This is a genomic window from Ruegeria sp. AI3, from assembly GCF_056541245.1.
In genome coordinates this window covers 343,157-356,032 of record NZ_JBQFYA010000003.1, presented here as the reverse complement: position 1 = coordinate 356,032, position 12,876 = coordinate 343,157, and the positions used below count along the sequence as shown (strand labels likewise).

Sequence of the window (12,876 nt, the reverse complement as noted above, 5' to 3'; positions counted from 1 at the left end):
CAGCCTTAGAACGTCAGAATCCGGCTTTCCGTGATTACCATATCCAGCGACTGATCGGTGGGCTCCAACGGCAGTCCTTCGGCCTCTTGCGCATCGAAGGCAAAGCCGATCGCCAGGGTTGGGCGTTTGGCGCGCAGCCCTTCCAACGTGCGGTCGTAGAACCCGCCGCCATAGCCCAGACGGCCACCCTTGGCGTCAAAAGCCACCAGAGGAACAATCAGGATTTCGGGGTCGAAGTAATCGTCGACCTCGGGTACTTTTGCCCCGAAAGGCCCATCCTTCAAAGCGCCCTCAGGCGTCCAACGCGAGAATTTCAGCGGCTGCCCCGCGGCCTGAATCACCGGCACACCAACGGGACCGTAGGCTGTGGCCTCAGCCATTGCAGGCAGCGGGTCGATCTCTGTCCGGATTGGCATGTAGCCCGACATGGGCACGCCTCGGTGGCCTGCCAGTATCTCGGACAAACGGCCCGCAGCGCCCGGCAAAGAGGCATCAAACGCCGCTTTGCGACGGGCAAACGCAGCTTTGCGTGCCATCGCCTTGATTTCAGTCAGATCGGTCACAGAAGCACCACGCTGGCAAGTCCCAAGAAGATGAAGAAGCCCATGACATCCGTTGTGGTTGTCACAAACGTCCCCGATGCCAGCGCTGGGTCAATGCCCATTCGGTCCAGCAAGACCGGTACTACCGTACCTGCAAAGCCCGCGATGATCATGTTCACGACCAAAGCAGACCCGATCACGACCCCAAGCAGCGGCGAATCGAACCAAAGCATCCCAACCGTGCCCAGAACGATTGCAAAACACAGGCCGTTCAGCATGCCGACCAACAGCTCTCGTCGGATCACGCGCATGACGTTCGAGGCGGTCAGGTCGCGCGTGGCCAATGCCCGCACTGCAACCGTCAGCGATTGTGTCCCCGCATTGCCCCCCATCGAGGCGACAATCGGCATCAGGATCGCCAGCGCCACCAGCTGATCAATCGCAGCCTCGAATTGTGAAATCACCAGAGAGGCGCAGATCGCCGTACACAGATTCACGGCAAGCCACGGCAAACGCCGACGGCTGGTCGCTGCGACACTGTCCGAGATCGAGCTTTCGTCGCTAACCCCCGCCAGGCGCAGAATGTCTTCCTCATGTTCTTCATCAAGCACCACCATGGCGTCATCGATGGTGATGACACCAACTAGGCGGCCATCCGCGTCGACCACGGGGGCCGAGATCAGGTGGTACTGGTTGAAAGCATAGGCCACATCCTCTTCGTCCTGATCGACGGGGATGATGTGGAATTCCTCTTCCGCCAGGTCTTTCAGCGGCACCTCGCGCCGCGCGGCCATCAGCTTGCCCAAGGTGATCTGCGCGACAGGCTTCAGGCGCGGATCAACCAGCACAACATGATAGAATTGTTCCGGCAGGTCATCATTGGCGCGCATGAAATCAATGGCCTGCCCCACCGTCCAATGCTCGGGCGCCATGACAACTTCGCGCTGCATCAATCGACCGGCCGAGTTTTCAGGATACGAGAGCGCCTGTTCTGCCGCGACCCGCTCGGAATCCTCGAGCGCGTCCAAGATCGTCTCCTGTTGCGGCTCTTCCAGATCCTCCAGCAGGTCAACGACATCGTCGCTTTCCATGTCCCGCACGGCTTCGGCCAGAACGTCGGGATTCAGAACGCTGATAACCTCTTCCCGGACAGCCTCATCCAGTTCCGACAGGATGTCGCCGTCGAATTCTTTGTCATAGAGACGGATCAGGCGGGCGCGGTCATAGGGATTGATCTGCTCAAGAAGGTCGGCGATGTCGGCGGCGTGCAACGGCTCCAACAACGCGACCAGCTTGTCGCGATCATCCACGTCCACGGCAAACAGGATCGCCGCAACGGTACGGCGGTCCAGCGCGTATACGTCTTCGTCGGCAGAGTCTGTTACGGGATCATCAATGCTTGTGGTCATGTGCTGCTCCCGTTCTTAGTCATGCCATTGGCCCCTAATTAGAAGAAGCAGCTACCGGAAAACAATGACAATGCGCCGATTTACCCTCATCTTTCGCACGCATATGCTGATGAACGGGCTCAAACAGCTAAGGAACAAGGCGAATGGCGCAAAAGACGCTTTTAAAAGGGCGCGTTCTGAGTTTTGACGGCTCCCCTTTTGAGGGAGAGCCAACGGATTGCTCCAAACTCGACGAAGCGGTCGTGATCGAGGATGGGCGCGTTCAGGCCGTTGGTGCGCTGGATCGCTTGCGTGCCGCGCATCCGGATGCCGAGGTTACGGACTACGGCTCTCACCTGATCATGGCCGGGTTCGTCGACCCGCATGTGCATTTCCCTCAGACCGCCATGATCGCGAGCTGGGGCAAGCGGCTGATCGACTGGCTGAACACCTATACCTTCCCCGAAGAGATGAAGTTCGGCGATATCGACTACGCCACCGAGATCGCCAACCGGTACCTCGACCTAACCACCGCACATGGAACGACGACCATGTGCAGTTTCTGCACGATCCATCCCGAAAGCGTCGATGCCTTTTTCTCGGTCGCCCAACAGCGCGGTCAGCGGGTTGTCGCAGGCAAGACCTGCATGGACCGCAACGCGCCGGAAGGGCTGCGGGATACGGCGCAATTGGCCTATGATCAGTCTCAAGCCCTGTTGGAGAAATGGCACGGCGTGGATCGTCTGTCTTATGCGATCACGCCACGGTTCTCGCCCACCTCTACGCCCGAACAGCTTGAGGCTTTGGGCGCGCTTTGGGCAGAGCATCCGCATTGCCTGATGCAAACCCATCTGAGCGAGCAAACCGATGAGATCGAATGGGTCCGGTCCCTGTTCCCGGACGCGCGCGACTATCTGGACACCTATGAGAAGTTCGGCCTGCTGGGACAGAACGGCCTCTATGGTCACGTCATTCATCTGGAGGATCGTGAGCGGGATCGGCTACGCGAGGTGGACGCTGGTTTGGTGCATTGCCCGACCTCGAACACTTTCATTGGATCGGGCCTGTTCGACATGAACGGGCTGATCAGGGACGGCCACCGCGTTGGCCTGGCCACTGATACCGGTGGCGGGTCCAGCTTTTCGATGCTGCGCACCATGGCCGCTGCTTATGAGATCGGCCAGCTGCGCGGTCGCCCTTTGCACCCGGCGCAATTGCTTTGGCTGGGTACAGTCGGGTCGGCTCGAACGCTGCGAATGGATGACTGCATTGGGAATGTCGCCCCGGGGATGGAGGCCGATCTGGTGGTGATCGACCTAGCCTCGACCCCAGCCATCGCCCAGCGCGAGGCCCATGCCGATGAACTGTGGGAGGCCGTGTTCCCCACCATCATGATAGGCGACGACCGCGCTATTGCTGATGTCTGGATCGGAGGGGCGCAGGTCGCCCGTTGAATGCGCCTTCGGCACATGCCTCCGGCGGGGATATTTTTAGCCAGATGAAGGGCGGATTCCGCTATTGGGCAAGTGCGCGGGCCAGACGGTTTTGGGTTTCGATGGTGCGCGGCAGGTCAATCGTCGTGATCTGACCGTAGCGCACGATCTGGCGGCCTTCAACGAACAGATGTTTGACCTGCATTGGACCCGCCAGAAGCAATGCCGCCGGGTCCCAGCTGCCCGCGCTTTCGAGGCTTGTGCGGGTATCCCAGACGGCAATATCGGCCCGTTTACCCGGCATCAGTCGGCCGCAATCGGACCGGCCTAGCACGTCGGCTCCACCCCGTGTTGCGATCTCAAGCGCTTCGCGGGCAGACATTGCGTCTGCGCCATTCACCACGCGTTGCAGCAACATAGCTTGCCGCGCCTCGAGCATCAGGTTGCCGTTGTCATTGCTAGCCGACCCGTCCGCGCCCAGCCCCACCTTCACGCCCTGATCTCTCATGGTTCTTACTGGCGCTATGCCAGACCCGAGGCGACAGTTCGAGCAGGGGCAATGGGCCACGCCCGTTCCTGTTCTTGCGAACAGGTCGATCTCGACCCCATCCAGTTTGACGCAATGGGCATGCCAGACATCTGCGCCGGTCCAGCCCAGCTCCTCGGCATATTGGCCCGGGCGGCAGCCGAATTGGGTTTCGGAATAGGCGATATCTTCATCATTCTCGGCCAGATGGGTATGCAGCATCACCCCCTTGTCGCGCGCCAGCAGTGCGGTATCCCGCATCAGGTCGCGGCTGACGGAAAAGGGCGAACAAGGAGCCAGACCCACCCGGCACATCGACCCCTCGGAAGGATCATGGAAGGCATCCACCACGCGGATCATGTCGTTGAGAATGTCCTGTTCTCGCTCGACAAGACTGTCGGGTGGTAGGCCTCCGCCACTTTCGCCGATACTCATCGCGCCTCGCGTGGGATGAAAGCGCATCCCTAATTCCGAGGCGGCGGCAATCGTGTCTTCAAGCCGCGCTCCGTTCGGGTAAAGGTACAAGTGGTCAGAACTGAGAGTGCAGCCCGACAAGGCCAGTTCGGCCAGCCCGATCTGCGCCGAAGTGAACATCTCGTCCGGTCCGAACCGCGCCCAGATCGGGTAGAGCGTCTGCAGCCAGCCGAACAGCAAAGCGTCCTGCCCGCCCGGAACCGCGCGAGTCAGCGTTTGGTAGAGGTGATGATGCGTATTCACTAGCCCGGGTGTGATGACGCAGCCCGAGGCATCGTGGACCTCTCCGTTTGTCGTCAGACCCTGGCCGATTTCGGCGATCTGGCCGCCCCGGATCAGGATATCCGCGCCGTGCAGTTCATGGCGATCATCATCCATTGTCAGGATGGTGTCGGCATTTTTGATCAGTATTTCGGGCATTTCACGCTCCTGCTTCTGCCCGTTTCAAGCAAGGAGTGCATCAGCCAGCGGAAAACGGGCGCAAGAACCGACTCAGTCCAGTTTACTAACACGCGACCATTGCGGCAATGACATTCAATAGCTACGCAGGATTTCCAACGCCGCGGCGTGAATTTCAGCGTTGGCGGCTGCCAATGCCCTTCCGCCATTGTGGGCCGGGCCACCCTGCCAATCGGTGACGATACCGCCTGCGGCTTCAATCACTGCAATCGGCGCCTGAATGTCATAGGCGTTCAACCCGGCTTCGATCACCAGATCTGCCTGACCGGCAGAAAGCAGAGCATAGGCATAGCAGTCCATGCCATAGCGAGTCAGCTGAACTTGCTCAGCTACGGCTTGAAAACCCTCACGATCCTCTGACGTGCCAACCTCGGGGAAGGTCGTGAACAGTGTCGCCTGCTCCAACACCTTTGTGCCACGCGTTTTCAACGCAGTTGTGCCCAAAGGCCCAGTCAGTTGAGCTATGTCTGATCCGCCCACAAAACGCTCACCGATATAAGGCTGATCCACAATGCCCATGATCGGACCATCTTTAGTGGACAGAGCGATCAGCACGCCCCAGGTCGGTGTACCGCTGACGAACCCTCGAGTGCCGTCGATCGGATCAAGCACCCAGGTTCGGCCCGAAGTGCCCTCAACCTGCCCGAATTCTTCACCAAGAATGCCATCTTCTGGCCGACGCTGTGCCAGAACCGCCCGCATGGCTTGTTCCGCCGCGCGATCAGCCACAGTGACGGGGTCATACCCGCCAGCCAGCTTGTTATCGGTTTCCAGATTGGTCTGTCTGAAATACGGAAGAATGGCTGCGCGCGCGGCGTCAGCCATTTCTTCGGCAACTTCAAGGTCGGTCAGGTCGGTCTGGCTCATGCAGCACAGGTGCTGCGAACACAGGCCGGTGTCAAGCCGTGGTGATCAGGCAACGTCGCTAAGAACACGTGCCAGTTCAAACAGACGGCGACGCTGGTTTTCCGGAATCGCGTAGTAAGAGCGCACCAGATCCAAGGCTTCCTTGTCACCCATCAGGTCAGCAGGAAGCGCGCTCTTGTCGGATTTCTCTTTTTGGCCTTCTTCAAGACCTTCAAAGAAAAAGCTGACCGGTACGTCCAGCGCATCGGCAATGTCCCACAGACGGGAGGCACTGATTCGGTTCGCCCCGGTTTCGTATTTCTGGATTTGCTGAAACTTGATACCAACTTGCTGCGCCAACTGCTGTTGGGTCATGCCAATCAGCCAGCGGCGATGTCGGACACGCTTGCCCACATGGACATCGACGTGATGAGTCATTGGTATTCTCCTCTACTACACACACATCTGTTGCGGGACTTCGCGCAGTTCACATAAACAGAAGTTAGAGAAGTCCCCATAAGCATCCCCCAACCAGACATGTGCGATCCCCCGATACAGCACTGCCGTACAATATTGCCGCTTTTGACTTTTTTTTCAAGTTGGTTGAATTGGAATCTATGTACATTGGTTTATGGTTGTGTATCTCTGGGATTTTGGCGGCGCGGCCTGACCAAACTGCCTTCGTTAGCGCGCTCAATCAGCTGAACGCATTGACAATTTCGCTCTTACTGCGGCCTATTCCCTGAAAACCGAGATGGACCATCATGCTTGCATATCGCATTGAATCCAAAGGCGCCGACGCGCGAATTGTCGAAGTACCCACGCCGACACCTGCCGAGGGACAGGTCAGAATCGCCATCAAAGCATGCGGCCTGAATTTCGCTGATTTGCTGATGCAGAAGGGCACGTATCAGGATACGCCTAACCCTCCGTTCACTTTAGGCATGGAAATCGCCGGCGTTGTCGAAGAATTGGGGCCAGAAGTCTCAGGTTTGAAGGTTGGAGACCGTGTCGCCGTGTACTCGGGCCAGGACGGGTTGGCTGAGTACGGCGTGTTCGACGCGGATCGGGCCATCCCCATGCCGGATGAGACCAGTTTTGAAGAGGCTGCCGCCATTCAGATCGCCTATGGGACCAGTCACCTTGCCCTGGACCATCGCGCCCAGTTGCAGCCGGGTGAAACCCTGCTTGTGACCGGAGCAGCCGGTGGCGTCGGGCTAACCGCAGTGGAGATCGGCAAACTGATGGGGGCAACCGTCATCGCCCAGGCGCGCGACGCTGAAAAGCTGGCAGTTGCACAGGCTGCCGGGGCAGATCACTTGATCGACGCCTCTGAAGACCTGCGCGCCCGCGTCAAAGAATTGGGAGGCGCCGATGTAGTCTATGACGCGATTGGCGGCGACGTGTTCAAAGCCGCCTTCCGCGCCACCAACCCCGAAGGTCGTCTGCTGCCAATCGGCTTTGCTGGTGGCGAAGTCCCTCAAATCCCGGCCAACCACCTGTTGGTCAAGAACCTGACGGTAATCGGCTTCTATATCGGCGGCTACCTCAGGTTCCGCCCCGATATCGTGCGCAACAGTTTTCAGACGTTGTTCCAGTGGCATGCCGAAGGGAAGATCACGCCTCATATCCGCCACACCCTGCCGTTGAACGAAGTCGAACACGGCCTCCGCCTGTTGAAAGAGCGCAAATCCACCGGCAAGATCGTTATTACGCCCTAGCCCACCACGGCCCGAAGGGGCGTGCTACCCAGCATGCGGAAATTCTGGCGCACCAGTTGCGCCAACGCCTCGATGATTGCATCGCGCCCCGGCTCTCCTCCGTAGAGGTTGATCATATGCGCGGGCAGCTCGGGCAAAACACCACCCGAGTCGATCTGTTCAAGGTGTGCAGCCTCGGTGCCATCTAGCATTGCGTGAATCGCAAGATCAGCGCTGACCGTGGCTTCGATGGTGCGGTCATTCTCGGTTTCGACGGAAAGCTCCCACGGGATACCCGCGGCATCCAGCGCCGCGATAACCTGCGGACGGAACATGCAGCGCCGCCCCAGCGCAATCGGCACCGGATTCTTGCGCCAAGCCGACCCACCCGGTGCCCCGATCCAGCGCAGCGGAAGCTCGGCAATGGTCTCAGACCCGTCTGATGAGGAAGGCTCGGTCGTCAGGATCAGGTCACATTCCCCGCGTTTGAACATATCCTTAAGCTGCAACGAATAGGACGAGATCAACTGCACGCGCACACGCGGGAAATCGGCGTTGAACCGCTGAAGAACACGCGGAATCGCCGGGTAGACAATGTCATGAGGGACACCCAGAACCACCTCGCCCTCAAAGGCCTGATCCGTGAGTTTTGAGATCACCTCATCATTTAAAGCGATCATCCGGCGGGCATAAGCCAGCAACTGCTCGCCCGAGGCGGTCAGCGCGATGGTCCGCCCGCTGCGATCCAGAAGCTCCAGATCCAAAAGCTCTTCCAGGCGTTTCAACTGCATGGAGACGGCTGATTGCGTCAGATGCAGAAACCCCGCCGCGCGTGTGACGCCACCCTGATCGGCCACGGCCACAAAGGATCGCAATGTGGTGATGTCCAGATTTCTCATGTTCACGAATCCTTATGCATCCAATCAAAAATATTCGTTTTTAAAATGTGTACCAACTCGCCATATAAATCAAGGAAGTTGATGAGACCGATTTAAACCATCTGAAAAACGAAAGGACAGACCATGAACTCGATCGCCCTGAACCGCCCTTGCCCTCAACACAAACAATCCCTGTTTGCGCGTATACGGTCCGTCCTGTCCGTACGACGTCAACGCCAACAACTGGCTCGGCTGGATGCCCGCGCCCTGAACGACATCGGCATCACCCGTGCCCAGGCCGACGCCGAGGCCCGCCGTCCCATCTGGGATGCCCCGCAGTTCTGGAAAAGCTGCCTTTAAAACTCATGTTTTTTCAGCGATAGGCGATCTGCGGCAGCAGGTCGCCGTTTTTGTTGCGTATTTTAGGCGGAAATACTGCAGAAACTCTTGAAACACAGCCTGCAGTTGCCGATATTCAGCAGGAAAGTGGCCAATACTTACGGGCCGCACGCAGATACGTTTAGGGAGACCTTTGTAAATGGCACAATTCGATACGATTCGGACGGCCGCAGGCGCACGCGCCGCCGAGATTGATGAGGGCCTTCGCGCCCATATGAACAAAGTCTACGGCACGATGTCCGTGGGCATGTTCATCACCTTCCTCGCAGCCTGGGCGATCTCGGGTCTGTCGATCACCACCGATCCGTCGGCTGCTGTCGCGCAGCTGAACGCGACCACCTACCTGACCGCGCTGGGTCATTCGATCTATGTCTCGCCGCTGAAATGGGTGATCATGTTCGCACCGTTGGCCTTTGTGTTCGGCTTCAGCGCCATGATCAACCGCATGTCGGCTGCGGCTGCACAGCTGGTGTTCTACTCGTTCGCCGCCGTGATGGGCCTGTCGATCAGCTGGATTTTCATCGCCTTCACCGGCCAGTCGATCATTCAGGTCTTCCTGATTACCTCGATCGCCTTCGCGGGTCTGTCGCTCTACGGCTATACGACCAAGAAAGACCTGTCGGGCATGGGCACCTTCCTGATCATGGGCGTTATCGGCCTGATCGTCGCGATGGTGGTCAACATCTTCCTGGCCTCGTCGGCAATGGCCTTCGCGATCTCGGTCATCGGCGTTCTGATCTTCGCCGGACTGACCGCCTATGACACGCAGCAGATCAAGAACACCTACCTGCAGATGGCACATGCCGGTGATCAGGAATGGCTGGGCAAAGCCGCCATCATGGGCGCGCTGAGCCTGTACCTGGACTTCATCAACATGTTCATGTTCCTGCTGCAACTGCTGGGGAACCGAGAGTAAACCTCTCCCCCACTGCAGAAACCATTCAAACCTGCCAGGACGCGATCTTGGCAGGTTTTTTCTTTCCGGAATATGCGTGACGGCAACGGCTGTTAACAGGCGAAGTCCGAGCGTCACCCCTCCAGCTTGCGCGCCACCAGATATGAGGCCGGAAAGGCCGCCACAAACCCCACCGCTGCCGCCAGCACGATTGGCAGGACCGCGGTGTATCCCATCACCAGAACAGCAATAACCGCTGTGCCTGCAAGGGTAGAGCCAAGGAAGATATGAACGATCAACATCAGGGGGAGCATTGCGACCTCATTCAAGTATTTACCTGTTCGCGAACACTAGCGCTTTGATCGAATTCGATCCTTGATCTGGGTCAGAGGTTTGGGGGTTGCAGATCACTTGCGACGAGCGGCGGGATGCGTTCGAGGAAACGCGCGGAGCGGCTGAATGGAGGAGGAAATAGCCGCGAACGGGCGGAGACCCTGAGCGCTCAAGCGTTCGCAACGGTTGCTCACCAGAGACGAGGGCAGCGCCGACCCGAGGGGTGGCGCAAACACGCCGCCCCATGGGGGCGGGTCGGCGCGGCCCGGCGGTGCCGCCGGGCGGGTGGGTCAGGGCGATATCTCAACTCAATTTCAGATTCGCTCCGACCCCTCATTATTAACGCTAAATCTCAATCATTGACGCATTATTATCGCTACCAATTATCGCTATAAACTACTATCGTTATTTTTTAACGATCATATTTACAATACTATCCCTATATAACATCATAACGATAAAATAGCCCTATTTAGCAGCTTGACTGACCCGACCTACAGGATATCGTTGAGCTATGGACCAATTCACTCAAGCAACAGCAAGACTAGCAAACGCTCAAAGGAAGATGAAAGAAGCCTTTGAAGAGGTTCGGGAGGCAACCCATGAGTACCTAAAACTCGTAGAGCAGAAGGAACACGAGCAATGGAGAGAGATCTCGAAAGTCGCCGACGGAAAATCTCGTCGCCCCAAGGGGGAGATAGAAAACCTGATTTCCTCGATATTTCTGAAATCTCACCCGGGTCAATTGACCTTCCCGGAAATTTACGAGGCAGTCCGCCAGATGACCATTACGGCACCAAGCGGCTCCACGGTCAGGCAGACTCTTTACAGGATGCAGAAGAAGAATCTTCTCGAGTGCTATTCAGGTCGATGGTCCCGGGGAATAAACCTTCGGAAAGAACCGTAGCCGAACGCTGGAAGTTTTGGGGACTCGTTTTGGTTGGCTTGATGGCATTTACAGTCGCAGTAGGCGGTAGCGTCAAGTTTTCGTTAAAGCACGAAGACACGCAATTTGACTTCGAAGTCAATCGAAGTCTGAAAACAGACAACTAATCAATCGAACTAACCGTATGGGTACGCAGTTGGCTGCGCCAACCGCTTTCGCCAACCGCAGTACGAATGGCCAGCTTTTAACTATCCATCTTCAACGCAGATATAAACGCCTCCTGCGGGATATCCACCTTCCCGAATTGACGCATCTTCTTTTTCCCCGCCTTCTGCTTGTCCAGCAGTTTGCGTTTCCGCGTGGCGTCGCCTCCGTAGCATTTGGCGGTCACGTCTTTGCGCAGGGCCGAGAGGGTCTCTCGGGCGATGACCTTACCTCCGATGGCGGCCTGGATCGGGATTTTGAACATGTGGCGCGGGATCAGGTCTTTGAGCTTTTCGCACATCGCCCGGCCCCGCATCTCGGCCCGGTCGCGGTGAACCATGGTCGACAGCGCATCGACCGGCTCGTCATTCACCAGCACCGACATCTTGACCAGTTTGTCCTCGGTATAGCCGGTCATCTGGTAGTCGAACGAGGCATAACCCTTGGTCACCGATTTCAAGCGGTCGTAGAAATCAAAGACGACCTCGTTCAGCGGCAGGTCATAGACGACCATCGCGCGGGTGCCTGCATAGGTCAGGTCCAGCTGGATACCGCGGCGGTCCTGGCAGAGTTTCAGCACATCGCCCAGGTATTCGTCAGGCACCAGAATGGTCGCCTTGATGCGCGGCTCCTCGATATGGTCGACCTTGGACGGGTCGGGCATGTCGGCGGGGTTGTGCAGCTCGATCATCTCGCCGTCTTTCATGTAGACGTGGTAGATCACCGACGGGGCGGTTGTGATGAGCTCGATATCATATTCGCGTTCGATGCGGTCGCGGATGACCTCAAGGTGCAACAGCCCGAGGAAGCCGCAACGGAAGCCAAAGCCCAGCGCTGCCGAGGTTTCCATTTCGAACGAGAACGAGGCGTCGTTTAGCGCCAGTTTGTCGATCGCATCCCGCAGGTCTTCGAATTCAGACGAGTCCACGGGGAAGAGGCCGCAGAACACCACTGGCTGCGCGGGCTTGAAGCCGTCCAGAGCGTCTTCGGTGCCGTTGCGGTCATTGGTGATCGTGTCACCCACGCGGGTGTCGCGGACCTGTTTGATGGACGCGGTGAGAAAGCCGATCTCACCGGGGCCGAGGCTGTCGACCATCTCCATCTCGGGCCGGAAGACGCCGACGCGGTCGACATGGTGCAGGGTGTTGTTCGACATGAACTTGACCCGCATCCCCTTTTTCAGCGTGCCGTCCATGATACGGACCAAAACGATGACGCCGAGATAGGCGTCATACCACGAATCCACCAGCATCGCCTTAAGCGGCGCGTCGAGATTGCCCTGCGGTGCGGGCAGTTGTTTCACGATGGCTTCCAGCGTTTCGTGGATGCCCTGCCCCGTCTTGGCGCTGACCTGAATGGCGTCGGTCGCGTCGATGCCGATCACATCCTCGATCTGCTCGGCCACGCGGTCACAGTCGGAGGCCGGCAGGTCGATCTTGTTCAGCACCGGCACGATCTCATGATCGGCGTCGATGGCTTGGTAAACGTTGGCCAGCGTCTGCGCCTCGACCCCTTGGGTCGAGTCCACGACCAGCAGAGAGCCCTCGACCGCGCGCATCGAACGGCTGACCTCATAGGCGAAATCGACGTGGCCGGGCGTGTCGATCAAGTTCAGCACATATTTCTCGCCATCGTCGGCGGTATAGTCGATGCGAACCGTGTTGGCCTTGATGGTAATGCCACGCTCACGCTCGATATCCATGCTGTCGAGCAGCTGTTCCTTCATGTCGCGATCCTTGACCGTTCCGGTCTCTTGGATGAGCCGGTCAGCAAGGGTGGATTTGCCATGGTCGATATGGGCGACGATGGAGAAATTGCGGATATGAGCGAGGTCTGTCATGGATTGGGATATGTCCGGAGTTTGTGGTCTCGTCAAGCGCTGAAGCGTTGCAAAAAAGGCCATCCTCGCAGCT

At 58.0% G+C, this 12,876-nt stretch carries 13 protein-coding genes; 5 read left to right on the top strand and 8 right to left on the bottom strand.

Annotated features, from left to right (window positions below):
* Positions 1-5 precede the first annotated feature (5 nt).
* Entirely contained in the window at positions 6-563 is a 558-nt protein-coding gene (locus ACRZ95_RS07760) for a 5-formyltetrahydrofolate cyclo-ligase (protein ID WP_170677173.1), read from the bottom strand.
* Positions 560-1,951 carry a magnesium transporter gene (mgtE, locus tag ACRZ95_RS07755; protein ID WP_170677171.1) on the bottom strand — a complete coding sequence of 464 codons (1,392 nt, stop codon included), beginning with the start codon at positions 1,949-1,951 and terminating at the stop codon, positions 560-562. Before mgtE ends, ACRZ95_RS07760 begins: the two co-directional genes overlap by 4 nt.
* 143 nt (positions 1,952-2,094) lie before the next feature.
* On the opposite strand from mgtE, the gene guaD reads away from it, so the two are divergent.
* A complete protein-coding gene (gene guaD, locus ACRZ95_RS07750) occupies positions 2,095-3,384 on the top strand; it encodes a guanine deaminase (protein WP_170677169.1) in 1,290 nt (429 codons plus the stop codon).
* Between the two features lie 61 nt (positions 3,385-3,445).
* Here the strand turns inward: guaD and ACRZ95_RS07745 are convergent, their stop codons facing one another.
* From ACRZ95_RS07745 to ACRZ95_RS07735, 3 genes are all read right to left on the bottom strand, one after another.
* Complete coding sequence (locus ACRZ95_RS07745; RefSeq protein ID WP_170677167.1) at positions 3,446-4,783, bottom strand: 8-oxoguanine deaminase; 1,338 nt, start codon at positions 4,781-4,783, stop codon at positions 3,446-3,448.
* Between the two features lie 114 nt (positions 4,784-4,897).
* Complete coding sequence (hisN, locus tag ACRZ95_RS07740; RefSeq protein ID WP_170677165.1) at positions 4,898-5,689, bottom strand: histidinol-phosphatase; 792 nt, start codon at positions 5,687-5,689, stop codon at positions 4,898-4,900.
* A 45-nt stretch (positions 5,690-5,734) separates the two neighbouring features.
* Positions 5,735-6,106, bottom strand: a complete 372-nt coding sequence (locus ACRZ95_RS07735; protein ID WP_170377978.1) for a helix-turn-helix domain-containing protein — start codon at positions 6,104-6,106, stop codon at positions 5,735-5,737.
* A 326-nt stretch (positions 6,107-6,432) separates the two neighbouring features.
* On the opposite strand from ACRZ95_RS07735, the gene ACRZ95_RS07730 reads away from it, so the two are divergent.
* The gene (locus ACRZ95_RS07730; protein WP_170677163.1) at positions 6,433-7,389 is read left to right on the top strand and encodes an NADPH:quinone oxidoreductase family protein; all 957 of its coding nucleotides are present in this window, start codon (positions 6,433-6,435) and stop codon (positions 7,387-7,389) included.
* Here ACRZ95_RS07730 and ACRZ95_RS07725 read toward each other — a convergent pair.
* The gene (locus tag ACRZ95_RS07725) at positions 7,386-8,267 is read right to left on the bottom strand and encodes a LysR family transcriptional regulator (RefSeq protein ID WP_170677161.1); all 882 of its coding nucleotides are present in this window, start codon (positions 8,265-8,267) and stop codon (positions 7,386-7,388) included. The two genes, ACRZ95_RS07730 and ACRZ95_RS07725, sit on opposite strands and share 4 nt — an antisense overlap.
* A gap of 123 nt (positions 8,268-8,390) precedes the next feature.
* Here ACRZ95_RS07725 and ACRZ95_RS07720 point away from each other — a divergent pair, with 123 nt between their 5' ends.
* Both ACRZ95_RS07720 and ACRZ95_RS07715 read left to right on the top strand, forming a co-directional pair.
* Positions 8,391-8,606 carry a YjiS-like domain-containing protein gene (locus ACRZ95_RS07720; protein WP_170377972.1) on the top strand — a complete coding sequence of 72 codons (216 nt, stop codon included), beginning with the start codon at positions 8,391-8,393 and terminating at the stop codon, positions 8,604-8,606.
* A gap of 178 nt (positions 8,607-8,784) precedes the next feature.
* Positions 8,785-9,561, top strand: coding sequence for a Bax inhibitor-1/YccA family protein (locus ACRZ95_RS07715; protein ID WP_170665617.1), 777 nt, complete (start codon positions 8,785-8,787; stop codon positions 9,559-9,561).
* Positions 9,562-9,674: 113 nt separating this feature from the next.
* On the opposite strand, the gene ACRZ95_RS07710 is transcribed toward ACRZ95_RS07715, so the two are convergent.
* Positions 9,675-9,854 (bottom strand): CTP synthetase, encoded by a 180-nt coding sequence (locus tag ACRZ95_RS07710; protein ID WP_170377967.1) that lies wholly within the window; start codon positions 9,852-9,854, stop codon positions 9,675-9,677.
* A gap of 533 nt (positions 9,855-10,387) precedes the next feature.
* Here ACRZ95_RS07710 and ACRZ95_RS07705 point away from each other — a divergent pair.
* Positions 10,388-10,780 (top strand): hypothetical protein, encoded by a 393-nt coding sequence (locus ACRZ95_RS07705; RefSeq protein WP_170677159.1) that lies wholly within the window; start codon positions 10,388-10,390, stop codon positions 10,778-10,780.
* A gap of 223 nt (positions 10,781-11,003) precedes the next feature.
* Here ACRZ95_RS07705 and lepA read toward each other — a convergent pair whose 3' ends face one another.
* On the bottom strand, positions 11,004-12,803 hold the full coding sequence (lepA, locus tag ACRZ95_RS07700; RefSeq protein ID WP_170677157.1) for a translation elongation factor 4: 1,800 nt from the start codon (positions 12,801-12,803) through the stop codon (positions 11,004-11,006).
* Positions 12,804-12,876: the final 73 nt, after the last annotated feature.

Coding starts and splice junctions, on each gene's coding strand:
- mgtE (WP_170677171.1), bottom strand. CDS start 1,951: ATGACCACAAGCATTGATGATCCCGTAACAGACTCTGCCGACGAAGAC.
- guaD (WP_170677169.1), top strand. CDS start 2,095: ATGGCGCAAAAGACGCTTTTAAAAGGGCGCGTTCTGAGTTTTGACGGC.
- ACRZ95_RS07745 (WP_170677167.1), bottom strand. CDS start 4,783: ATGCCCGAAATACTGATCAAAAATGCCGACACCATCCTGACAATGGAT.
- hisN (WP_170677165.1), bottom strand. CDS start 5,689: ATGAGCCAGACCGACCTGACCGACCTTGAAGTTGCCGAAGAAATGGCT.
- ACRZ95_RS07735 (WP_170377978.1), bottom strand. CDS start 6,106: ATGACTCATCACGTCGATGTCCATGTGGGCAAGCGTGTCCGACATCGC.
- ACRZ95_RS07730 (WP_170677163.1), top strand. CDS start 6,433: ATGCTTGCATATCGCATTGAATCCAAAGGCGCCGACGCGCGAATTGTC.
- ACRZ95_RS07725 (WP_170677161.1), bottom strand. CDS start 8,267: ATGAGAAATCTGGACATCACCACATTGCGATCCTTTGTGGCCGTGGCC.
- ACRZ95_RS07720 (WP_170377972.1), top strand. CDS start 8,391: ATGAACTCGATCGCCCTGAACCGCCCTTGCCCTCAACACAAACAATCC.
- ACRZ95_RS07715 (WP_170665617.1), top strand. CDS start 8,785: ATGGCACAATTCGATACGATTCGGACGGCCGCAGGCGCACGCGCCGCC.
- ACRZ95_RS07710 (WP_170377967.1), bottom strand. CDS start 9,854: ATGCTCCCCCTGATGTTGATCGTTCATATCTTCCTTGGCTCTACCCTT.
- ACRZ95_RS07705 (WP_170677159.1), top strand. CDS start 10,388: ATGGACCAATTCACTCAAGCAACAGCAAGACTAGCAAACGCTCAAAGG.
- lepA (WP_170677157.1), bottom strand. CDS start 12,803: ATGACAGACCTCGCTCATATCCGCAATTTCTCCATCGTCGCCCATATC.